A 21,944-nucleotide genomic window follows, 5' to 3' on the forward strand; every position below is an offset into this window, starting at 1 on the left:
CCCGAAGCTCCGCACACCTGCGGCGGCGGACAGGTGGACCTGGCTGACGGCAACGGCGAGACCGGCGAGGCTGTCATCGTCGCCGGCTCCACCCAGCCGTACGAAGGTTGGAGCAGGACCGTCAACGGTCGCCCTGTCCCGCGTAGGGCCTGGCCTGGTGAGCGGCGACGGCCATGACGAGGACGGCGATCAGGGCGAGTACGGCACCGACGTAGAGCGGCGCCCTGTAGCCGAGACCCGCGGTGATGGCCAGACCGCCGAGCCAGGCGCCGAGTGCGTTGCCGACGTTGGAAGCGGACACGTTGGCGCCGGCGGCCAGCGGCGCCCCGTGGGCGAAGTCGGTGACGCGAGTGATCATGCCGGGCACACCGGCGAACCCGAACACCCCCATCACGAAGACCAGGATCACGGACGCGATGCCGCTGCCTGCCAGCAGTCCGAACACAGCCAGGGTGACGCTGAGTCCGAGCAGGGCGATGACGAGGGCACGGTCCCGGTCGCCGTCGGCCGCTCGCCCACCCACCAGGTTCCCGACCACCAGGCCGACGCCGTACACCATGAGCAGCCATGCGACATCCGCGGAGGAGAAGCCGCCGACCTCGGTGAACGTGTAGGCGATGTAGCTGAATGCTCCGAACATCCCGCCGTAGCCGAGCGCGGTGGCCGTCAGGGTCAGCCACACCTGCCACGACCGGAAGGCACGGACCTGGGCCCGCAGACCGCTCGGCGCCCGTGGGCCCGCACGGCCCGTCACCGCCGGGTTCTGCTTCTCGCCCCCGCCGGGCACGAGCGTGACGATTCCCGCCAGCGCGAGCACGCCGACGCCGGTGACCGCCCAGAACGCCGCACGCCAGCCCCAGCGTTCACCGACCAGCGCACCGAACGGAACACCCAGCACGTTCGCGAGCGTCAGCCCGGCGAACATGACCGCCACCGCACGGGACTTCCTCTCCGGCGCGACCAGGCTGCGAGCGACCAGAGAGCCGATACCGAAGAACGAACCGTGGCACAGCGCCGCGATGATCCGACCCAGCATCATGACCGAATAGTTCGGCGCGACGGCGGACAGCAGGTTGCCGAGCACGAACAACGCCACCAGGCCGACCAGGACCTGCTTGCGGGGCAGCCGTGCCGTCGCCGCGGTCAGCACGATCGCACCGATCGCGACACTCAACGCGTACCCGGAGATGAGCCGGCCGGCGGCTGCCTCGGACACCGCGAAGCTCGATGCCACCTGCGGCAGCAGTCCGGCGATCAGGAACTCCGTCAGACCGATACCGAAACCGCCGAGCGCCAGCGCCACAAGCCCGGTGGGCATCCGCGGGTCAACTGCCGTGCGGCTGGGCAACTTGGCGTCCGGCCGGCGGGAAATCCGTGTCCTCGCTCCTCAGTTCACTCATGGCCCACCCTCACCCGTCGGCGGCGGGCGCGTCCATGGACAAAGATCGTCGGCGCTTGGACGAAAGCGAGGAACCCCGGACGACCGCGTGGGGAACGTCACCACGGGGACAACTGATGCGGTGTCAGTCTCCGCGAAAGACTTTGAACACTTGGATGACAAAGTATGGACATGCTGAGCGAAAGCCCTCTAGGTTGGCGGCGCAACGCAGTCACATCGAAGACCGGAACGCAATCCGGCACGGTCCGGTCCCGCCTCATGGAGGACCGTTGTCCCACCATCCATTCCTGCGTGCCCGAAGACTTCTCCCCGCCCTGCTGACCGGAGCCGTCCTGGCCGGTGGACTCTGGGCCGCCCCGGCGTCCACGGCCGCCCCGTCGGACATCCCGCCGCAGGACCCCGGCGTCACGCTGCGCGTCTTCGACGTGCAGACCCCGCTGAGCAAGCTGTGCACCCTCAAACCCGGGCAGACCCCCAACCACGACTCGCTCAAGCCGACGGTGGACTGGTCCACGACCGACGACTTCGGCGGCTTCTCCGACCGTTTCGTCACCGAGGTGACCGGCAACCTGGTCGTGCCGCGGGACGGCACCTACGAGTTCCGTCTCACCAGCGACGACGGCTCCCGGCTGTCCATCGACGACGCCGTGGTGATCGACCACGACGGACTCCACGGCGCGGAGCCGAAGGACGGTTCCGTCTCACTCACCGCCGGGCTGCACCCCCTGCGCATCGATCACTTCGAACGTGACGGCGGACAGCAGCTGCAACTGGCCTGGAAGCCGCCGGGCGAGGGCGACTTCACGGTCGTTCCCCGCGAAGCGCTGAGTACGGATGCCGACGTCGTCCGGGTGACCGCCCCCGGACGCAAGGACTGCGAGGCGAGCGGCGACTCCCCCGGCGACGGCCTCCCCCTCACGTTCGTCCGACCCGACCTGACGCTCACCGATCTGCGGCCCGACGGTTTCGAACCACAGGTCACCGGCATGGACTGGCTGCCCGACGGGCGCTTGGCGATCAGCACCTGGGGCGGTTCTGACAACGTTGCCGGTGAGGTGTACCTGCTGGACAACGTCACCGGTGCGACCAGCAGGGACAAGGTCACCGTCAAAAAGGTGGCCGGTGGACTGCGTGAACCCATGGGCATCAAGTACGTCGACGGTTCGCTGTACGTCTCGCAGAAGCACCAACTGACGAGGCTCGTCGACAAGAACCACGACGACGTCACCGACGAGTACCGCAAGGTCGCGACCTGGCCGTACGGAGGGAACTTCCACGAGTTCGCCTTCGGCCTCCTCTACCGCGACGGCCACTTCTACGTGAACCTGTCGGTCTCCATCAACCTCGGCGGCGCGACCACGGTTCCGCAGCCGGCACCGGGCCGCGGGACCACGTACAAGATCAGCAAGAAGACCGGCGAGATCAGTCCGGTCGCGGGCGGACTGCGCACGCCCAACGGCATCGGCTGGGGTCCTGAGGGTGAGATCTTCGCCACGGACAACCAGGGGGGCTGGCTGCCCTCGTCGAAGCTCGTCCACGTCAAGCAGGGCCGCTTCTTCAACCACTACACCGAGCCGTCCGGCCCCTTCGACGCGGCCACCCCGACCGCTCCGGTGCTGTGGCTGCCGCAGAACGAGATCGCCAACTCGCCCTCCACACCGCTGTATGTGAAGAAGGGCCAGTTCAAGGGCCAGATGCTGATCGGCGACGTGACCTACGGCGGCCTGCAGCGCGCGTACCTGGAGAAGGTGAAGGGGCAGTATCAGGGCGCCGTCTTCCGCTACTCGCAGGGTCTCGAAGCCGGCGTCAACCGCCTCACCTACGGTCCCGACGGCTCGATCTACGCCGGTGGTCTGGGCGCCGAGGGCAACTGGGGGCAGGAGGGCAAGCTCAAGTTCGGTCTGCAGAAACTCACACCGACCGGTGGCAACACCTTCGACGTCAAGACGATGCGTGCCGTGCCGGGCGGATTCGACCTGACCTACACGCAGCCGGTGTCCGCGAAAACGGCCGAGGAGCTGGCCAAGCACTACAAGGCCGAGCAGTGGCGCTACACGCCGACCACCGACTACGGCGGCCCGAAGATCGCCGAAGAGGTACTGCCCGTGCGGTCGGCCGAGCTGTCGAAGGACAGGCGCACCGTGAAGCTGCGGCTGGACAACCTGAAGCCCGACCGGGTGGTGCACCTGCGCTCGCCGCGCCCCTTCACCTCCGAGTCCGGTGAGTCGCTGTGGAACACCGAGGCCTGGTACACGCTCAACGCCATGCCCGGCAAGCAACCACCTGCCGCAACCCAGTACGAGGCCGAGGAGGCCCGTCTCACCGGTACGGCCGGCATCAACACCGATCACGTCGGACACTCCGGCAGCGGCTTCGTCGACCGGTACAACACGGAGGGCAAGGCAGCCACCACCTTCGACGTGAAGGTTCCCAGAGCGGGCACCTACGACGTCAACCTGCGCTACTCCAACGGCCCGAACCCGTTCCAGGGGACCAAGTCGGTCTCCCTGTACGCCAATGGGAAGAAGCTGCGGCAGATACGGCTCGCCTCCACCGGTGACTGGGATTCGTGGTCCACGCAGACCGAACCGATAGCGCTGCGCGAGGGAGACAACACCATCTCCTATCGCTACGACGCCGGCGACAGCGGCCACGTCAACCTCGACCTCATCACCGTCCGCCGGCAGGGTGCGCCGCTCGCACTCTTCGACGGGAGTGCCGCCTCACAGTCGCAGTGGCAGCACACGGACGGCCGACGACTGGAGTGGCCGCTCTCCGACGAATCGTCCATGGAGGTGTGCTGCGGTGACATCCGGACCATCGACGCGTACCAGGACTTCAAGCTGCACGTCGAGTTCCGCGTTCCGCTGCTGCCTTCCGACGTCACCGGGCAGAACCGCGGGAACAGCGGAATCTTCATCCAGGACCGCTACGAACTTCAGATCCTGGATTCCTACGGTGACACCACGCTGGACACCAACGAAGCCGGAGCCATCTATCTGAAGAAGGCGCCCGACGTGAACGCGGCGAAGGCTCCCGAGACCTGGCAGACCTACGACATCGTCTTCCGCGCCGCCCGCTTCGACGAGAGCGGCGGCAAGACCGAGAACGCCCGGTTGACCGTGGTGTGGAACGGCCAGAAGGTGCACGACGACATCACCCTCGACGGCCCCACCGCTTCGGGCAGATCCGAGACACCGGCGGCGGGAGCCATCCGTCTGCAGGACCACGGCAACAAGGTCAGGTTCCGCAACATCAGACTGGAACCTCTGACATGATCCGAAGCCGGGCCCGGTTCCCCTTCACCGTGCCCGGCTTCCCCGTTCGTATCGAGCCCGTCCGCGACACCGCTGCCGGCTCCAGTCCCCTCGACGCCGTTCGGCACGGCATTGCCCCATCGGACACGCTCTTCGCAGTGAGGTGAACCCACAGGTGCGGTTCCGGATATCGGGCGAGACCCCGCACGGGCCCGAGGAGACGCTGGCCCTCTGCGCGGAGGCCGAGAACTACTACGTGGACCGGCCGCCTCCCGCACGCCACCAGTACGAGCTTCGGGACTGCGCCGCTGAGGGCGAACTGGCGCACGCGGCTGCCCAGGCGCAGGAGGACGGCTCCGCGACCCTCGGTTCGCTGACCGTGCACGCCCTGGACCGGTACGGGAAGCCCGTCGAACCCGCCTGGGACGTGTGGTGCCTCAAGGACGCGCGCGTGCTGGACGTTCGCCCGGGCTTCACCGACCCGAGCGTGGTCGACGTCACTGTCGAAGGAAGCCTGGACGCCATGGCGGCCGGGGTGGACGAACTACCGGAGGTTCCCGGGGTACCACCGCTGTATCAGGGCTTCCGCCTCTACGGCAGGGACGAGGAACCCTGGGGGTCGTGCCGACAGGTGGCGCTGATGGGCAGACAGCCCGAGCCCGAGCCGGTACCGCTGCGACTCCTGAGGTGCGAGCCGAGCGGGCGGTTGCTTGCCGCGCTGGAGTCGGGTGACGACCGCTTCGACCTGGGCTCGGCCCATCTGGGGCCGCTCGACCGTACAGGCCGTTCGATCGAAGAGCACTGGACATGCCTGCACGTCGAGTCGTGGTCGTACTCCGCGGCCGGTGCGAGCCGGGTCGACCTCACGCTGGATGTCTCCTGCGACGACTTCCGGAGCTCGGCGGCTCGCGCCGCCCACGAGCTCTGGTCGGCGGGACCGCCGACCGAACCCAATCGCTGGGCCGCACTCGACTCGGCGGGCCGCGCCGCGTGGTCGAGAGCCGCACAGCACAACTCGGCGGCCCGCCGCGGACCTGAGCCGCTCCCGAATGCCACGTACCACCTGGACGGCCGGCACATCACCGACTCAGGGGGCTTCTCCCTGGCCCTCGGCGAGACCATGAACGGGCCTGGCGGATACTTCGGCGACTGCTTCGGCACCATCGAGTACTGCCTCGAAGAAGGCCACGGAGGCCGACGGCCGTTCACCCTCGTCTGGCACGACCACCACATCGCCCGCGCCTGCCTCGGCCGGACCCCGCTCACCCATGACGCGTCCCCTTCCTTCGAGCAGATCCTCGAGTTCTTCGCGCAGCACAGGGTCGACGTCCTCCTGGACTGAGGGCCGTTGTCAGTGCCGGGTGATAGGAAACGGGGATGCCGCAGACACCTGCCTACGAAGAGCTTCTGACCCTTGTCGAGGACCGTTCCGCCGCCCTGCGCGGCAGCGTCGCCGCTTTCCCCGATCCGGACGTCCGTGTCCCCAGCTGCCCCGACTGGTCGCTGCGCGAACTCGTCGAGCACCTGACCGAGGTGCAGCGGTTCTGGGCGGCGGCGGTCGTCGCCGGCCCCAGCGAGAAGCCCCCGGCCGTGGTACCGGCCGATGACGCACTGCCGGCCGACCTGCTGGCGCGCTCGGCCTCAGCCACTCAGGAGCTGATCGCCGCCCTGCGATCCGCCGATCCCGCGGCGGGCTGCTGGACGTGGTGGGACGGCTCCGGCGTCCCGATGACGACCGGCGCCGTGGCTCGCCATCAGGTCCAGGAGGCTGCTGTCCACGCCTTCGACGCCCAGCTGGCCGCCGGAACTCCCGAGCCCGTCCCCGCGGTCGTCGCACTCGACGGGATAGCCGAGTTCATCGGCGTCAGCCACGGAACCGCCGGCCCCTGGCCATATGAGCCGGCCCGGATCGGCCTGCACACCACCGAGGGTGAGTCATGGCTGATCGACGTGACGCAGTCGGGCTCGAACGTGGTCGACGACCCGGACGGGGCAACCGCCCACCTCCATGGATCGGCGAGCGACCTGCTGCTCGTCCTGCACGGCCGGCTCCCCTTGGACCAGCTACGGAGCGAGGGTGACCGCGCCACCCTGGAAAGGCTTCTGAGCTGGCCCGACCTGGACTGAGCCACCGGTCCGAGACCTGCTGCACGGGGACCGCACTCTGCTCCGCGGTCCCCGCAAGCAAGATCACGCACCGTGCCCGGAGGGTAGGCTGACCCTGTGGAAATGCTGCACCTGCGCTACTTCGTCGCCGTCGCCGAGGAACTGAACTTCACCGCCGCAGCTCGCAGACTGCACATGTCGACTCCCCCGTTGAGCCAGCGGATCAAGGATCTGGAGAACGAGATCGGGCAGCGGTTGTTCGACCGCAGCACCCACCACGTCATGCTCACCCCGGCCGGCGCCGCGTTGCTGCCGATCGCTCGGGACGTACTGGAGCAGGTCAACTCCATCCCGTGGCGGCTGAGCGAGGCGACTCGGCCGCAGCGCAGCACCGTGTTCCTCGGCGTCCCCGCCGGCGTGCATCCCGAACTGCGCGAACGGATCAGCACCCTCGCCGGGCTCGTCCGAGAGCGGTTCGAGCTCAAACGCTGGCCCGGCGCCACCGCCGACCTCGTCAACGCTGTGCGCGAGGGCAGGCTCGCGCTGACGCTGGCCCGGCTCCCGGTGGCCGACCCGGCGTTGGAGCAACTGGCCGTGATGTCGGAGCGGCTCGGCGCCGTCGTGCCCGCCGACCGGTTCGCCGGGCGGGACTCCATCGCTCTGGCCGAGCTGACCGACCTCCCCTACGTCGCCTCTCCGGCGGAAATCACTCCGGCGTACTTCGACCAGCTCGACCGTCAATTGTCCGAGCTCGGAATAAAGAAACGCATCAAACTCGCTCACACGGGTTTTGGCGGAGCCGCCGAAATAATCTCCTGCGGATTGGCATTCTCCATTTCGATGCTCGACGCCAAGAGCCCCATGCAGGGCTACCGGATGGAGAACGTGACCGCACTGCCCATCACGGATTTCCACCCACGCCTGGACACCGCCCTGCTCTGGAACCGTGACCGCGCTCATGGAGGCGACCTCGAAGAGCTCGTCGACGCCGCCCGCGAGGTATTCGCCGAACCCCTCAGCATTTGACAGGGACGGGGACGAAAAACACCCCGAAGGCGCTCTTCCCATTGGTATGACCGCTGCGGACATACCAATGTTCGCAACAAGATCATTCCGTTTTTCTCCCTTCGCAACTAACTTCGATCGCAGAGCAGCGAAGCAAGGTGCGAAAGGACGAACAATGACGGACACCAGCAACACCACCACCGTCGCCGGCCCTCTGGACGGTGTACGGGTGATCGACCTCTCGACCGTCGTCATGGGTCCGTACGCGGCCCAGATCCTCGGGGACCTGGGCGCCGACGTCATCAAGATCGAGTCCCCGGCCGACACCGTCCGCGTGGGCCAGTACCGCACCACCCCCGGCATGACCCCGCTGAACCTCAACGTCAACCGCAACAAGCGCAGCGTCACTCTCAACCTCAAGGACGCCACCGAGCGCGCCCAGGCCCTCGAACTGATCGACACGGCGCAGGTGCTGATCACCAACATGCGCCCCGACGCGCTCAGCCGCCTGGGATTGACCTACGAAGACGTCGCCCAGCGCAACCCGGGCCTGGTCTACGCCCACGCCCAGGGCTTCCGCAGCGACTCCGACCGCGTCGGCAACGCCGCCTACGACGAGACCGTGCAGGCTGCCTCCGGCCTGGTCGACATCGCCAACCGCGCGCTGGGCGAGCCGGTCTACCTGCCGACCATCCTCGGCGACAAGGTGTCGTCACTGACCATCGCCTACAGCGTCCTCGCAGCGCTGGTGCACCGGAGCCGGACCGGACAGGGCCAGCAGATCGAGATCCCGATGACGGACACTCTCATCGCCTTCAACCTGGTCGAGCACCTGTCCGGGCATGTGTACGAGCCCGCGCAGGGCTCCACCGGCTTCCCGCTGTCGATGACGCAGGGCCACCGGGCGGTGCGTACCAAGGACGGTCTCGCGTGCGTGATCCCCTACAACCCGCACAACTTCCGTGACTTCTTCGCCGCCGCCGGTCGCCCCGATCTGGCCGCGGACCCGCGCGTCAACGGCGAGGCCATCGACAGCGCCGACCACGAGGCCCTGGCCGGGCTGATCGACGCGTGTGCCCCGGCGCTGACCACCGCGGAGTGGACCGAGGTCTGCACCAAGCACAGCATTCCGATGGCACCGGTCCTCGAGCTGGACCGCGCTCACGAGGACGAGTACGTCCGCGACGGACACCTGCTCGACACCGTCGAGCACCCGACCGAGGGTGCGATCCGCACCGTCGGCATCCCGGTGCGGTTCTCCGCGACGCCCGGCTCGATCCGCCGCCTGGCCCCGGTCCCGGGCCAGGACACCGTCGACGTTCTCGCCGAGCTCGCCACCCGCTGATCCCCCGGCACGAGGCCGCTGTCAGCAGTCAGCAGTCAGCAGTCAGCAGTCAGCAGTCAGCAGTCAGAAAGAAGAACGTCATGAGCACCACCGAAGTGCGCACCGAACAGCTCGGTTCGACCCTGCTGATCACGATCGACCGTCCGCAGGCGCGCAACGCCGTGAACGCCGCGGTGGCCGCCGGCCTGGCCACCGCGCTGGACCGCCTGGAAGCCGACCCCGCGCTCCGCGTGGGCGTCCTGACCGGCGCCGAGGGCACGTTCAGCGCCGGCATGGACCTCAAGGCTGCCCTGCGCGGTGAGTCGCCCGAGATCGAGGGCCGCGGGTTCGGCGGCCTGACCGAGGCCGAGGTGACGAAGCCACTGATCGCCGCCGTCGAGGGCTGGGCCATGGGTGGCGGGTTCGAACTGGCGCTGGGCTGCGATGTGATCGTCGCCGCCGAGGACGCCAGGTTCGGGCTGCCCGAGGTCAAGCGCGGCCTGATCGCCGCAGGCGGCGGAGCGATCCGCCTGCCCAAGCGCATTCCCTACCACCTGGCCATGGAGTTCCTGCTCACCGGCGAACCGGTCGACGCCCGCCGGGCCGGCGAGCTGGGCCTGGTCAACCGGGTCACCGGCACCGGCGACGCCACCGCCGTGGCGCTGCGACTCGCCGAGCAACTCGCGCTGAACGCCCCGCTCGCGCTGGCCTCCGTGAAACGGATCGTGCGCGCCGCCGACGGAGTGCCCGAGGCCGACGCCTTCGCCGTACAGCGCGAGGAGATGACCGGCCTCACGGCTTCGGCCGACGTCCGCGAGGGCATGACCGCCTTCGCCGAGCGCCGCGCCCCGCGGTGGACGGGCAAGTGACATGAGGATCGAAGAAGTCCGGCGTCACGTGACCACCCCGCTGACCAGCCCGGCATTCGCGCCGGTGGTCCCGAGGTTCACCGACCGCGAATACCTCAACATCGTGTACCGCACCGACGCCGACGCGCTGCGCGCCGTCGTCCCCGAGCCCTTCACCATCGACGAGCCACTGGTCCGGTTCGAGGTCATGAAGATGGGCGACGTCAGCGGATACGGCCCGTACACCGAGTCCGGCCAGGCGATCCCGGTCAGCCTCGACGGCGAACAGGGCGAGTACCTGCACGCCATGTACCTCGACAACTTCCCGGCGACCGCGTCGGGCCGCGAGGTCGGCGCGTACCCGAAGACGATCGGCGCACCGGAACTCTACGTCGACCACGGCGTGCTCATCGGCTCACTGGACTACGGCACGCTGCGGGTCGCCACCGCGACCATGGGCTACAAGCACCACGAGCTCGACCGGCGCGAGGCCGAGGCGCAGATCACCGTGCCGACGTTCATGCTCAAGACGATCCCGGGCTACGACGGTTCGCCGCGGGTGCAGGAACTCGTCCGCACCGAGATCACCGACATCACGGTCAAGTGGGCCTACACCGGCCCCGCGAGGCTCCAGCTGTTCCAGCACGTGCTCGCTCCGCTGGCGGACCTGCCGGTCCTGGAGGTCGTCTCCGCGAGCCACATCCTCGCCGACCTGACGCTCGGCGGAGTCAAGCCGGTCTACGACTACCTGGAAGGAAGGGCGTCATGACACAGGAGTTGACGACGCGCGAGTTCCGCACCGCCGCGGTGATCGGAGCCGGCACCATCGGGCTGTCCTGGGCGGCACTGTTCGCCGGGTACGGACTCACCGTCCGGGTGAGCGACCCCCGGCCGGACCTCTCCGAGGCCGTCGCCGAGGCCCTGGCCGGCTTCGCCCCGCACCTCGCCGCCCGGGGCCTGGACGTCAAGGGCCTCGCCGACCGGGTCCACATCGCGTCCGACGTGACCGAAGCCGTCCGGGACGCCGATGTCGTCCAGGAGAACGGCCCGGAGCGCGTCGAGTTCAAGAAGGACCTCTTCGCCACCCTGGTCCGCGAGGCGCCGGGGCACGCACTGCTGCTGAGTTCGTCGTCGGCGATCCCGTCGACCGCCTTCACAGCGGAGCTCGATGACGCCGGCCGGATCCTCATCGGACACCCGTTCAACCCGCCGCATCTGATCCCGCTGGTGGAGGTCGTCCCCGGCGAACGCACCAGTGAGGACGCCGTCCGGGCAGCGGTGGACTTCTACACCCTCGTCGGCCGCACCCCGGTCGTCGAGCGGAAGGAGATCCCCGGGTTCGTCGGCAACCGGCTGCAGAACGCGCTCAGCCGCGAGGCCGTCCATCTCGTCGAACAGGGCGTGGTGACCCCGGAGGACCTCGACCGGGTGATGACGAACTCGCTGGGCATCCGCTGGTCGACGGTCGGGCCGTTCCTCGGCTCGCACCTGGGCGGAGGCCCCGGCGGCTACCGGCACATGGCCGCGCACATCGGCGCGTCGATGAAACAGATGTGGGCCGAACTCGGCACCCCGTCGCAGAACGAAGAGGAACAGGAACGGCTCATCGAAGCCGTGGAGAAGGCCTACGGCTCCTCCACGTACTCGGAACTCACCGAGACGCGCGACCGCAGGCAACTCGCTGTCCTGTCCGCGCTGGACAGCGCCGGCAGGACAGCCAAGACCGCCGACATCGCCAAGGAGGAGAACTGAGATGACTGCCACCATGGAACCGCTCGACGACCAGCTGGTCGCGGACTTCTACGACTACGAGTCGCTGCTGCCGGACGAGGAGCGCAAGATCCTCCTCGGCGCCCGCGCCCTCATGCGGGACGAGGTCAAGCCACTGGTCAACGAGAACTGGGGCAAGGGCCGGTTCCCGACCGAGCTCATCGGCATCTTCCGTGAGAGCGGGCTGGCCGGACTGCCCTACGAGGGTTACGGCGAACACCGCCCCGCCGTCAGCAACCTGCTGAGCGGCATGCTGGCCATGGAAATGACCCGCACCGACGCCTCGGTGGCCACGTTCTTCGGCGTCCACAACGGGCTCGCGATGTACTCCATCCACTCCGGCGGCAGCCAGGAACAGCGCGACCGCTGGCTGCCCCGGATGGCCGCGATGGACAAGATCGGCGCGTTCGCCATGACCGAGCCGCTCGGCGGGTCCGACGTCGCGGGCGGCATGCGCACCACGGCCGAGCGCGACGGCGACACCTGGGTCCTCAACGGCGCCAAGAAGTGGATCGGCAACGCGACCTTCGCCGACTACGTCGTGGTGTGGGCACGGGACGTCGACGACAACCACGTCAAGGGGTTCGTCGTCGAGAAGGGCACCCCCGGATTCCACGCCGAGAAGATCGAGGGCAAGATCGCCTTCCGGATCGTGGAGAACGCCGAGATCACCCTGACCGACGTACGGGTGCCGGAGGAGAACCGTCTGCAGAACATCAACTCCTTCCGCGACGTCGCGGAGATCCTGCGCGCCACCCGCGGCGGGGTCGCCTGGCAGGCGTTGGGTGTGATGGTCGGTGCCTACGAACTCGCCCTGGACTACGCCAAGGAGCGCGAGCAGTTCGGCCGCCCGATCGCCCGGTTCCAGATGGTGCAGGACCTGCTGGTGAAGAGCCTGGGCAACATCACCGCCTCGTGGGGCATGCTGATCCAGCTCGCCAAGCTGCAGGACGCCGGGATCTTCCGCGACGAACACTCGTCACTGGCCAAGGCGTTCGTCACCTCCCGGATGCGCGAGGTCGTCGCCTGGAGCCGGGAGATCTTCGGCGGCAACGGCATCGTCCTGGACTACGACATCGCACGCTTCTTCGCCGACGCCGAGGCGATCTACTCCTTCGAGGGCACCCGTGAGATGAACACCCTGATCGTGGGCAAGTCGATCACGGGGCAGAGCGCCTTCGTGTGACCGCGGGCCCTGGCTCCGCCGAAACGGGCCGGAGGGGGCCGTCCCTCGCATCAGAGCGAGGGACGGCCCCCTCCGGTCCGACCGCTGTGGTAAGGGCTGTCGTACGTGCGGTGGAGTCGCCCGACCTCGGCTGTCACCACGTCCGGTGCACGGTCGCCTTGCTGCCGGTCACCAGGCTGGCCGGCGGAACGTCGTCGGCCACGACCGCGCCGGCGGCGACCACGGCGTCACGGCCGATGGTGACGCCGGGAAGGATCGTGGCACCGGCACCGATCCACACATTCTCTGCCACGTCGATGGGTGCGCCGGTGAGGTACAACTGCCGCTCCTCGGGATCAACCGGGTGACCGCCGGTGATGAACGTGACCTTCGGTCCGATCATCACGCGCTCGCCGAGACGGATGCCGGCATAGTCCAGGAACGTGCAGTTCTGGTTGATGAAAACGCGCTCGGCGAGGTCGAGGTTCAGGCCATGGTCCGTGAAGAAGGGCGGATAGATCGTGACTCTCGGCGGCAGCGCCTTGCCGAGGATCTGTGCAAAAAGTTCCGCCTTGCCCGCCTCGTCCTCGAAGGGCAGGACGTTCAGTCGGGAGGTGAGCGCGGTGACCCGCAGCACCCTCTCGGCCATGGCCTGGAACTCGGCGCTTCGAATGCGCATGAGACGGTCGTTGGACATGCCACGGCCCCTTCTGGTGTGACGGTGACTGGACGGGACGCAGTGGGCCCTGCTGGAGGCCGCTGCGAGCAGCGGCCCCGGGTCACTTCTGCCGGGCTCGGGACCTGTGCGCGTCGGGGACGTCGCTGCCGCGTGGTGGTGGCGTCGGCGCCCAGGAGGGACGCCAGGCCGTTTCCGGGAGCCTTGGCAGGTTTGTGAGGTGGGTGACGATTCCACGGAGTCCTGGATGTGGATTCGCTCTCGGGACGATGAGGGAGAGCGGGTACGCGAGGGTCGGATTCACCACGGGAATGCGGCGCAGGTCGTGGTTCGTCGGCCAGACGTACCGGTCGCGTGCCCCGACGAGGGTGGCCACGTCCGCGGAGTCCGCGAGGGTGTCGAGGAGTACGTCGTCGCCGAAGTGCGGGCCCGCCGCGTCGATGCGCAGGTCGAATGCGGTGGTGAGCTGGTCGTAGAACTCCGCCCATTCGCTGTGGGGCGCGATGCCCGGCACCCATATCCGGTGCTTGCGCAAGTGGGCCGGCGTCAGTCTTCGCGCGGAGGCGAGCGGATGCCTCGGGCCGACGAGAAGTTCCAGAGGCGAGTCGAACGCGTGCGTCATGTGCAGGTCCGGCGGCAGACTGTCCGGGTCGGTGACGGTACGGAACGAGGCGTCGATGTCGCCCGCTTCGACGGCCGCGGCCGCCTTGCGCGGGTCGTCGACCCGGAGGGTCACCACGTCGAGGTGCGTTTCGGGGTGGGACCGCCAGTAGTCGTGCAGAACGACGGCCTGGGCGCTGCGCAGGCCGAGAACGTCGATCCGAAGGGCCCGGGAGCCCGGCCCGACCGCGGTGACGGCACGCTCGACGCCCGCGACGATACTCCGCGCGTGAGGGAGGAACGCCTGACCGTCGAGCGTCAGCTCCACCCCTTGGGCCGTACGCGTGAACAGACGGACTTCCAGCTCACGCTCCAGGGCGGCGATCCGCTTGGAGACGGCCTGTTGCGTCACGCCCAGTTCGTCGGCCACGTGCCGCAGTCGGCCCAGCTCGGCCGCCCGGACGAACGTTCGCAGTGCCTTGGTGTCCACTGCTTCACCTTAGGCCTGCACAACCGATGGTTGTGGCTCGCCCGGGGCCGGTTGTCCGCTCGGTGAGGCGATCGGGCAACCACGACGGAAGTCCCTCAAGGGGTGCCGAGATACCTGGTCGCTTCGACTTCGTTCAGGTGGATGAGAATGTCGTGCGCCTCACCGAGGGCGATCTCGTACTCCATGGGGTCGGGCCATCCGGCGCCGATGTTCCAGGTGGTGCGCGGCTTGTCCAGCCATGTGCGCGCGGAGTCGGGGGCGGTGCGCATGTCCAGGACATAGTCGTCCTGGCGGGCCTTGTCCAGGGTGTGTTCGTTGGAGCCCGGCTTCGCGGCGTCCACCCGGTGGGTGCGCATCACGTTGTCCTCGGTGCCGAACGCCTTGAAGGCACCTCGGTGAAAACTGAAGCCGATGATGCAGCCTCGCCGCAGCGGAGTTCGTGGGCCTCGGCGAGCAGGAGGTAGCTGCTGGCGGTCCAGGTGTAGGCGCGGTCGCGCAGGCCCGTCCCGGTCAGGGCGTCGAAGTTCTCCGCGAAGCCGTGGGTCTCGCACAGGGCACGGAACCGGGTACTGATCTCGTCCGCCAGGTGCGGGTGACCGGCGCGGCGCAGGCCGTCCTCGATCAGGACGGTCGCGGGGGCCCAGATCGGGCCGCGCCAGTAGCCGTCGGCACGGTAGTGGGGCGAGCCGGGCAGTTCGGTGGCCAGTCCGTGCACGGTCAGGTGGGCCTCGATGCGGGCGGCCAGCACGCCGCTGATGCTCTTGGGCAGGTGCTCGCCCAGCGCGATGGGCATCAGGTCGAGGAGGCCGGCGCTGGTCCAGGTGTCGCCGCTGTGGACGCCGCGTGCGACGAACCTTTCGCCGTTCCAGAGCTGGTCGACCATCGCGGCCTGGGTCTCGTCAGCCGTACGCGTCCAGCGGCGGGCGTCGTCCGGCCGGTCCAGTTCGGCGGCCAGGCCCGCGAGTTCGCGCAGCTGGAGGATGAGGAACGCGGACAGGTCGGCGGTGACGACGACCCGTTCGGGGTCGAAGGTGGTGGCGTTGTCCCAGCCGCTGTCGTTGCCGTGCTGGTAATGGGGCAGGGCGGCTCGGGGGGCGCGCCGGGCCGTGAGCCAGAAGTCCGTCCAGCGGGCCAGTCTGTCGTACGCCCGGGCCAGTTCGGCTCTGCCGAGGGGTTCGGGGAGCCGTCGGCGCAGGTGGCCCAGAGCCCAGCCGTGGACAGGCGGTTTGACGAAGTTGTAGAGGACTTCGGAGTGGGTGACCGAATCGGGGAGGGCGCCACTGTCGTCCTGGTGGTCGAAGGGCAGTGAGTACTGGTCCCAGGCGAGATCCGGCGATCCGGGGGCCAGTGCGAGGGCGTTGAAGCAGTGGTCCCAGCTCCAGACCTTGTCCATCCAGTGCTTGGACATCAGCACCGCGGGACGGGTGACCAGGCCCGCAGGCCGCACGGTCGCGGACCACACCACGTAGGCGGCGAGTTCGGCTGCCGGAGTGGCCGACGTGCGCCACGGGGCCACCTCGTCGACGAACTCGGTGAACGAGCGCTGCGCGGCCTTTGCCACCTGCCCGAACGTCGACGACGACCTGTAGGGGCGTCGCGCGCTGTCGAGTTCCTCGACCGCGATATCCCACGACCCGTCCGCCTCGCCGGCAACGGTGAGACCTCGGTCGGCGGCGCCCAGGGTCTGGGCGCCGGACACGTCCGTCACCGTGCCGGACAGCGCGGTGAGACGGTAGCGGCGTCCGGTCTCGTAGGAGGTGAACGTGTGGGCGCCGTCCACCGGGTCGCGGTAGAAGTAGGTTCCGCTGAAGGGGGTCAGGGTGTGCGCCGCCGCGGTGACACGCAGGCCCATGCCCTCACCGCGCAGGCGGACGGTGTCCGGCGCCTCGTAGGCGAGTTCGATGCGGCCGCCCGTGCCGGTCCAGGTGAGCCGGCTCGGTGTCGCTCGGACGTCGGTCGGCGCCCGGTCACCCGTGGACGGCTCCAGCGGGACGAAACGCAGGACGGCGTGCATGCCGTTCTGGTGCGAGACGAGGTGGAGGTCCTCGGCGCGCACCTTCTCCGCGAGCACGGGAGAGATACCGAACCAGGATCCGTGCGCACTGAACGGAATGTCGTGGACGGAGAAGGCCGGGCCGGGCGGGGCGGCGGTCATGGAGGCGTTACTCGTTTCTTGAGCGGAGGTGGCCGGCTGCCGTAGCGGGGTGACGCGCTCGCGCGGCGGTCCTGGCAGGCAGAGGCTGGTGGGGTGGTCGCCACCGTGTCAGTCCTTCACGGCTCCGGCGGTCACACCGGCGGCGACGTAGCGCTGGGCGAGGACGAGGATGACCGCGGCCGGCAACGAGGCCACGACGGCGGTGGCCATGATGGCGTTCCACTCCTGGTTGTTGTTGCCGATGTACTGGTAGATGCCGAGGGTGATCGGCTGGTGGGCGCCGCCGCTCGCGAGGGTGCTGGCGAAGACGAAGTCGGACCAGGACCACAGGAACGCGAACAGTGACACCGTGACGACGGCGTTGCGGCTCATCGGCAGGACGATGGACCAGAAGGTCCGTACGGCACCCGCTCCGTCCGTCCTGGCTGCCTGCAGCAGTTCACCGGGGATGCCGGACATGAAGGCGGTGAAGATGAGTACGGCGAAGGGGACGGCCAGGGTGGAGTCGGCGACGATGAGGCCTGGCACGGACTGGAGCAGGCCGAGGCTCAGGTAGATGGCGTAGAAGCCCATCGCCATGATGATGCCGGGAATCATCTGGGCGGCCAGCAGGACGAAACCGAGCAGGCCACCGCCACGCGGGCGCAGCTTGGCCAGCGCGTATCCGGCGGGGGCCGCCAGAGCCACGGTCAGCACGACGGTGCCCAGGCCGATGACGAGGCTGGTGCCGAGGTGGGGCAACTGCTGGTCGACGACGGCCCGGTAGCCCTCCAGAGTGGCGTCGGCGGGGAACAGGTCCGGCGGGCTCTTGCGCATGTCCTGGTCGCGGGTGAAGGACACGTTCAGCATCCAGTAGACCGGGAAGAGCATGATCGCGGTCAGCAGGAGGCCGATGGCTGTCTTCCACCAGGTGCGGCTGCGTCGGTCGCGTCGGGTCACGGCAACCCCTGTCATGACAACCCCTGCTTTCGCTGGACCCGCATGTAGATCAGGCCGAAGACCAGAGCGGCGACGACGAGCAGGTTCCCGACAGCCGCTCCGGGGCCGAAGGCGGGGAGCAGGTTGCCGAAGCCGAGTTGGTAGGACCAGGTGGCGAAAGTGGTGGACGAGTCCGCCGGGCCGCCCTTGGTCATGATCCAGATGATGTCGAAGACCTTGAGTGTGTAGACGAGGCCCAGCAGCAGTGTGATGGCCGAGACGGGGCGGAGCAGCGGGAAGGTGATGCGCCAGAACCGCTGCCAGGCGTTCGCCCCGTCGAGGGCCGCCGCCTCGTACAGGCCGGCGGGGATCGACTGCAGGCCGCTGTAGAGGACCACCAGGTTGAACGGCACGCCGATCCAGACGTTGGCGAGGATCACCGAGGTCAGTGACCAGTCCGGTGAGGTCAGCCAGTTCACCGGGCCGACACCGACGGCGTGCAGGGCGGCGTTGACGATCCCCGAATCGCTGTTGAGCATCCACGACCAGGTCGAGGCCGACACGATCAGCGGCAGCAGCCAGGGCACCAGGAACAGCGCGCGCAGGGTCGCCGAGAGACGGAAGTGCTGGGTGAAGAAGAGCGCGAGCGCCAGGCCGATGGCGTACTGGAGGAGCAGGGACACGGCGGTGAACACCACGGTGTGCACGAGCGCGGGGCCGAAGGTGGGGTCGTCGAAGACGGTCAGGTAGTTCTGCAGGCCCGTGAAGGGTGCGTCGCCCTGGACGAAGGAACGGACGGTGTAGTCGCGCAGGCTCAGATCGATGTTGCGGTAGAGCGGATAGGCGTAGAAGAGGGTGAGGTAGAGGACCACGGGGGCGAGGAATCCCCAGGCGGCCCATTGCTGGGAGGTGGGGCGGCGGGTGGTGGTGCGTGCCGGGGCCGGGGCGGTGGTCGCCGCCCCGGCCCGTTCGTGCACGGGCGGTCGGTCCGGCAGCCGTGTCGTGTGCTTCATCGGCGGGTCGGGGATTCGGCTACTTGACGGCGGACTGTGCGGACCCGAGCGCGTCCTTGGGCGACGCCGACCCGCTGAGGGCCCTCTGGACCGCCTTCCACAACTGCTCGGAGATCTTGGGGTACTTGGTGCCGAGGTCGTCACTGGTGCGCCCCTTGGCCGCCTTGACCGCGTCGACCCAGGGCTTCAGCTTGGCGTCGGCGGCCACCTGCTTGTCCTGGACCGCGGCGGTGGGGGCGACGTAGGACAGGGTGGTGTCGGTGGCGAGCAGGTTCTGCGCGCTCGTCAGGCAGGACACGAGCTTCTGCGAGGTGGCGTAGCGGTCGGTCTCGCCCTGCACCGGGACGGTGACGAACTCACCGCCCGTCGGGGCCGCGGCGTTGCCGCCCTCGGCGCCCGGGACGGGGATGACTCCGTAGTCGAAGCCGGCCTTCTCGGCGCCCGCGAGCTGCCAGGTGCCGTTCTCGGCGAACGCGTAGTCGCCGCTCGCGAACTCCTGCCAGCTGGTGGTCTGGGTGTTGTTGATGACCGAGTTGGGGGCGTAGCCCTTCTTCAGCCAGTCGTTCCACAGTGACAGCGCCGAGACGGCCTCGGCCGAGTCCAGTTCGGTCAGTTGGGCGCCCGCGCCCCAGAACCACGGAAGGAACTGGAAGCTGCCCTCCTCGGTCCCGGTCGCGGAGAAGGTGATGCCCTTCTTGCCCGCCGCGTCGACCTTCGCCAGAGCCGCGGTCAGTGTCTTCCAGTCCGTGACGGAGGCTATGTCCACTCCGGCCTTCTTCAGCACCGCCTTGTTGTAGTAGAGGGCCAGGGTGTTCGCACCAATCGGTGTGCCGTACGTCTTTCCGTCCGTCTGTCCCGCGGCGAGGAGGTTGGGGTCCACCTGCGAGGTGTCCAGCTTGTTGTCGTCGGTCGTGGTCAGCACCCCTGCCTCGGCGAGGGTCGACACGACCGGGTTGTCGACGACGAGGACGTCCGCGGAGTTGTCCTGCTGCGCCGCCAGCAGTGCCTTGTTGGTCAGGTCACTGGTGTCGAAGGCCGTCCGCTTCACCTTCACGCCGGCCTTGGTGCCGCAGTCGTCGAGCAGCTCGGCCCATTCCGAGCTCTTGTCGAACTGCGGATACGGGTCCCAGACGGTGTACGTGCCGCTGTCCGCGGCCTTCGCGGAGCTGCCGCTCCCGCCGCCCGAGGAACAGGCGGTGGCGCCGGTGGTGACGGCTACGACGGTGAGGGCTGCGGCGGTGAGACGCCGGCCGGCAGATCTGTTCATGGTGGGTTCCTCTTGGTTTTCGGCACAGGGGTGCCCCGGGACCGGCACACGTGTGCCCTGGGAGGGGTCGTTGCGGCGGCTGGGCTCGCCGGACCGGACGGTCGGCCGCACGGGCCGCCGACGTGGGGCGTGGACGGGGAACGGGAGGGCGAAGCGGACTGCGCGGGGTGGGTGGTCAGGAAGTGGTGGAGGGACCGAAGTCGGGGGCCGGGTCGGCCGGCCTGGTACCGGCGGGCGCGGTGCTCGCTCGCAACGAGATCGGCGGCGCGAGCAGATGGTGCCGAGCCGGGGTGCCGGGGTGGTCGAGCCGCTCGACGAGCAACTCGACGGCGAGGCGGCCCATCTGTTCCGCCGGTACGTCGGCCGCGGTGAGCTGCGGAGTCACCGTCTCGGCCCACCGGCTCGCCACGACGCCGGTGACGGAGAAGTCGCGTGGCACATGGCGGCCGGCCGCGGCCAGCCCTCGGTAGAGGCCGCCGAGCGCGGCCTCGTTCAGGGTGACCAGGGCGGTGGTGGCGGGGTCGTCGTGCAGGATCCGTTCCAGGCAGGCGAGGCCGGAGGCGGCGTCGTCCCCGCAGCAGTACGTCCGGACGGTCAGCCCGCGCTCCGCCGCGGCCTTGGTGAAGCCTTCGAGCCCTCGATGGGCGGACTCGTACCCGGCCCGCAGGAGTTGCTCGGGCCGGTTCACGAAGGCGATCCTGCGGTGGCCCAGGTCCGCGAGGTGGTGCACGCACGCCGCCGCGAGTGCCGTGTGGTCCAGGCCCACCCACCAGCTGCCCTGCGGGTTGGCGGTGCGGCCGATGGCGACGGAGGGGAAGTCCACCGCGGCGAGGTGATCGAGCCGGTCGTCCTCGAGGCGGATCTCCATCAGGATCGCGCCGTCGACCCTGCGTTCGCCCAGCAGCCGCTGGAACGAGCGGTCGCTGTCCGCGCCGCTCGGCGAGAGCAGCACGTCGTAGTCGTAGGCCGCGGCGGCTTCCGTGACGCTGCCGATGAAGTCCAGCTGCATGCCGGTGTAGTGGTTCCCGGCCGGCGGGAAGACCAGACCGATGGTGTTGGTCCGGCCGTTGGCGAGGGCCCGCGCACTGGCGTTGGGCTGGTAGCCCAGCTCGTCGATGACCTGTTGGATCTTCTGGCGGGTGTCCTCGGACACGGGGCGCTTACCGCTCAGCGCGTAGGACACGGTGCTCCGCGAGACACCGGCCCGCCTGGCAATCTCACCGATGTTCACGAGGCTCCTCGCCGGGAAGGGTCGAACCGGTTCGATACTTCACAGGGACAAGACCGGACTGGTACCGATCGTCGAACCGGTTCGCGTGAAGTGAAGGTAGGAGCAACCACGGCGGGTGTCAACGCCTCGCACCGAACTTCTCACAACGGACCGGGAGCCTTGGCATACGGACACATAACCCCCTGCGCGCCCGGCCACGCCCCTGCTCACGGGCCGGTCCGCCCTCGTACCGGATACGCGGGAACGCCCTGACTCCCTCCCGACGACCGACTCCGTACGGCCCGGGGGATCCATGACGAGGGTATTGCTGACAGGTTTCCTCGGTGCTAGCTTCCCCGAACCGGTTCGACGAAGTAGCGGGTACTCACCACATCCTTCGAGGCGTTGCCCCGAAGCGCTGCAGAGCGCCCCGACTCTGTGCGCCCTCCGGCCGGAGGGTGCTGCCGAACGCCTGCCGCACCTGCATGCGGCCGGCCTCGCCGAGGCCGGCCGGCAGCCCACAACCCGCAAGCCTGTGCGTCACCGAACTGACGTGGCCCCGGTCGCGCCGTGCGAAGTCGAACCGGTTCGACCCCCGTCAACCACTCCCCCGACAGGACGGCGCCGGATCTCTGAACACCGGCCCCGAACGTACGAGGCGCATCAGATCCAGTGTCCGAGAAGCACGGAATCCACGGAGACCTCAGTGCGATACAGAAGAAGAACGATCGGAGCCGGCGC

The 21,944-nt window shown here is 68.8% G+C and carries 18 protein-coding genes; 9 read left to right on the forward strand and 9 right to left on the reverse strand.

What is annotated here, in order from left to right:
• Positions 1 to 121 precede the first annotated feature (121 nt).
• Positions 122 to 1,318, reverse strand: a complete 1,197-nt coding sequence (locus O1Q96_RS28055; RefSeq protein ID WP_269250798.1) for an MFS transporter — start codon at positions 1,316 to 1,318, stop codon at positions 122 to 124.
• Positions 1,319 to 1,668: 350 nt separating this feature from the next.
• On the opposite strand from O1Q96_RS28055, the gene O1Q96_RS28060 reads away from it, so the two are divergent.
• The 9 genes from O1Q96_RS28060 (at position 1,669) to O1Q96_RS28100 (ending at position 12,895) form a co-directional block, all read left to right on the forward strand.
• Complete coding sequence (locus tag O1Q96_RS28060; RefSeq protein WP_269250799.1) at positions 1,669 to 4,677, forward strand: 3-keto-alpha-glucoside-1,2-lyase-like domain-containing protein; 3,009 nt, start codon at positions 1,669 to 1,671, stop codon at positions 4,675 to 4,677.
• A 154-nt stretch (positions 4,678 to 4,831) separates the two neighbouring features.
• Positions 4,832 to 5,998: a barstar family protein gene (locus O1Q96_RS28065; protein WP_269250800.1), complete on the forward strand. Its 1,167-nt coding sequence runs from the start codon at positions 4,832 to 4,834 to the stop codon at positions 5,996 to 5,998.
• A gap of 35 nt (positions 5,999 to 6,033) precedes the next feature.
• Positions 6,034 to 6,783 (forward strand): maleylpyruvate isomerase family mycothiol-dependent enzyme, encoded by a 750-nt coding sequence (locus O1Q96_RS28070; RefSeq protein ID WP_269250801.1) that lies wholly within the window; start codon positions 6,034 to 6,036, stop codon positions 6,781 to 6,783.
• A gap of 102 nt (positions 6,784 to 6,885) precedes the next feature.
• Positions 6,886 to 7,788 carry a LysR family transcriptional regulator gene (locus tag O1Q96_RS28075; protein WP_269253752.1) on the forward strand — a complete coding sequence of 301 codons (903 nt, stop codon included), beginning with the start codon at positions 6,886 to 6,888 and terminating at the stop codon, positions 7,786 to 7,788.
• A 154-nt stretch (positions 7,789 to 7,942) separates the two neighbouring features.
• Positions 7,943 to 9,112 (forward strand): CaiB/BaiF CoA transferase family protein, encoded by a 1,170-nt coding sequence (locus O1Q96_RS28080; RefSeq protein ID WP_269250802.1) that lies wholly within the window; start codon positions 7,943 to 7,945, stop codon positions 9,110 to 9,112.
• 80 nt (positions 9,113 to 9,192) lie between these two features.
• Positions 9,193 to 9,960, forward strand: coding sequence for a crotonase/enoyl-CoA hydratase family protein (locus O1Q96_RS28085; protein ID WP_269250803.1), 768 nt, complete (start codon positions 9,193 to 9,195; stop codon positions 9,958 to 9,960).
• 1 nt (position 9,961) lies between these two features.
• Positions 9,962 to 10,708: an acetoacetate decarboxylase gene (locus O1Q96_RS28090; RefSeq protein ID WP_269250804.1), complete on the forward strand. Its 747-nt coding sequence runs from the start codon at positions 9,962 to 9,964 to the stop codon at positions 10,706 to 10,708.
• Positions 10,705 to 11,691 carry a 3-hydroxyacyl-CoA dehydrogenase NAD-binding domain-containing protein gene (locus O1Q96_RS28095; RefSeq protein ID WP_269250805.1) on the forward strand — a complete coding sequence of 329 codons (987 nt, stop codon included), beginning with the start codon at positions 10,705 to 10,707 and terminating at the stop codon, positions 11,689 to 11,691. Before O1Q96_RS28090 ends, O1Q96_RS28095 begins: the two co-directional genes overlap by 4 nt.
• Position 11,692: 1 nt before the next feature.
• Positions 11,693 to 12,895 carry an acyl-CoA dehydrogenase family protein gene (locus tag O1Q96_RS28100; protein WP_269250806.1) on the forward strand — a complete coding sequence of 401 codons (1,203 nt, stop codon included), beginning with the start codon at positions 11,693 to 11,695 and terminating at the stop codon, positions 12,893 to 12,895.
• A gap of 133 nt (positions 12,896 to 13,028) precedes the next feature.
• Here the strand turns inward: O1Q96_RS28100 and O1Q96_RS28105 are convergent, their stop codons facing one another.
• The 8 genes from O1Q96_RS28105 to O1Q96_RS28140 form a co-directional block, all read right to left on the reverse strand.
• Positions 13,029 to 13,571 carry a DapH/DapD/GlmU-related protein gene (locus O1Q96_RS28105; protein WP_269250807.1) on the reverse strand — a complete coding sequence of 181 codons (543 nt, stop codon included), beginning with the start codon at positions 13,569 to 13,571 and terminating at the stop codon, positions 13,029 to 13,031.
• A gap of 82 nt (positions 13,572 to 13,653) precedes the next feature.
• Positions 13,654 to 14,640: a LysR family transcriptional regulator gene (locus O1Q96_RS28110; RefSeq protein WP_269250808.1), complete on the reverse strand. Its 987-nt coding sequence runs from the start codon at positions 14,638 to 14,640 to the stop codon at positions 13,654 to 13,656.
• Between the two features lie 95 nt (positions 14,641 to 14,735).
• A complete protein-coding gene (locus O1Q96_RS28115) occupies positions 14,736 to 14,996 on the reverse strand; it encodes an erythromycin esterase family protein (RefSeq protein ID WP_269250809.1) in 261 nt (86 codons plus the stop codon).
• Positions 14,996 to 16,795, reverse strand: coding sequence for an amylo-alpha-1,6-glucosidase (locus O1Q96_RS28120; RefSeq protein ID WP_269250810.1), 1,800 nt, complete (start codon positions 16,793 to 16,795; stop codon positions 14,996 to 14,998). Before O1Q96_RS28120 ends, O1Q96_RS28115 begins: the two co-directional genes overlap by 1 nt.
• 108 nt (positions 16,796 to 16,903) lie before the next feature.
• The gene (locus tag O1Q96_RS28125; protein ID WP_419587072.1) at positions 16,904 to 17,665 is read right to left on the reverse strand and encodes a carbohydrate ABC transporter permease; all 762 of its coding nucleotides are present in this window, start codon (positions 17,663 to 17,665) and stop codon (positions 16,904 to 16,906) included.
• 80 nt (positions 17,666 to 17,745) lie between these two features.
• A complete protein-coding gene (locus O1Q96_RS28130; protein WP_269250812.1) occupies positions 17,746 to 18,726 on the reverse strand; it encodes a carbohydrate ABC transporter permease in 981 nt (326 codons plus the stop codon).
• Positions 18,727 to 18,745: 19 nt separating this feature from the next.
• The gene (locus O1Q96_RS28135; RefSeq protein ID WP_269250813.1) at positions 18,746 to 19,993 is read right to left on the reverse strand and encodes a sugar ABC transporter substrate-binding protein; all 1,248 of its coding nucleotides are present in this window, start codon (positions 19,991 to 19,993) and stop codon (positions 18,746 to 18,748) included.
• Positions 19,994 to 20,168: 175 nt separating this feature from the next.
• Positions 20,169 to 21,224, reverse strand: a complete 1,056-nt coding sequence (locus O1Q96_RS28140) for a LacI family DNA-binding transcriptional regulator (RefSeq protein ID WP_217456344.1) — start codon at positions 21,222 to 21,224, stop codon at positions 20,169 to 20,171.
• Positions 21,225 to 21,944: the final 720 nt, after the last annotated feature.

The sequence above is a fragment of the Streptomyces aurantiacus genome, assembly GCF_027107535.1.
Classification (GTDB): domain Bacteria; phylum Actinomycetota; class Actinomycetes; order Streptomycetales; family Streptomycetaceae; genus Streptomyces.

Excerpts from the sequence above, each read along its gene's own strand:
- O1Q96_RS28055 (WP_269250798.1), bottom strand. The coding sequence starts at position 1,318 with ATGCCCACCGGGCTTGTGGCGCTGGCGCTCGGCGGTTTCGGTATCGGT.
- O1Q96_RS28070 (WP_269250801.1), top strand. The coding sequence starts at position 6,034 with ATGCCGCAGACACCTGCCTACGAAGAGCTTCTGACCCTTGTCGAGGAC.
- O1Q96_RS28075 (WP_269253752.1), top strand. The coding sequence starts at position 6,886 with ATGCTGCACCTGCGCTACTTCGTCGCCGTCGCCGAGGAACTGAACTTC.
- O1Q96_RS28080 (WP_269250802.1), top strand. The coding sequence starts at position 7,943 with ATGACGGACACCAGCAACACCACCACCGTCGCCGGCCCTCTGGACGGT.
- O1Q96_RS28085 (WP_269250803.1), top strand. The coding sequence starts at position 9,193 with ATGAGCACCACCGAAGTGCGCACCGAACAGCTCGGTTCGACCCTGCTG.
- O1Q96_RS28090 (WP_269250804.1), top strand. The coding sequence starts at position 9,962 with ATGAGGATCGAAGAAGTCCGGCGTCACGTGACCACCCCGCTGACCAGC.
- O1Q96_RS28095 (WP_269250805.1), top strand. The coding sequence starts at position 10,705 with ATGACACAGGAGTTGACGACGCGCGAGTTCCGCACCGCCGCGGTGATC.
- O1Q96_RS28100 (WP_269250806.1), top strand. The coding sequence starts at position 11,693 with ATGACTGCCACCATGGAACCGCTCGACGACCAGCTGGTCGCGGACTTC.
- O1Q96_RS28105 (WP_269250807.1), bottom strand. The coding sequence starts at position 13,571 with ATGTCCAACGACCGTCTCATGCGCATTCGAAGCGCCGAGTTCCAGGCC.
- O1Q96_RS28115 (WP_269250809.1), bottom strand. The coding sequence starts at position 14,996 with ATGCGCACCCACCGGGTGGACGCCGCGAAGCCGGGCTCCAACGAACAC.
- O1Q96_RS28120 (WP_269250810.1), bottom strand. The coding sequence starts at position 16,795 with ATGACCGCCGCCCCGCCCGGCCCGGCCTTCTCCGTCCACGACATTCCG.
- O1Q96_RS28125 (WP_419587072.1), bottom strand. The coding sequence starts at position 17,665 with ATGCTCTTCCCGGTCTACTGGATGCTGAACGTGTCCTTCACCCGCGAC.
- O1Q96_RS28130 (WP_269250812.1), bottom strand. The coding sequence starts at position 18,726 with ATGAAGCACACGACACGGCTGCCGGACCGACCGCCCGTGCACGAACGG.
- O1Q96_RS28135 (WP_269250813.1), bottom strand. The coding sequence starts at position 19,993 with ATGAACAGATCTGCCGGCCGGCGTCTCACCGCCGCAGCCCTCACCGTC.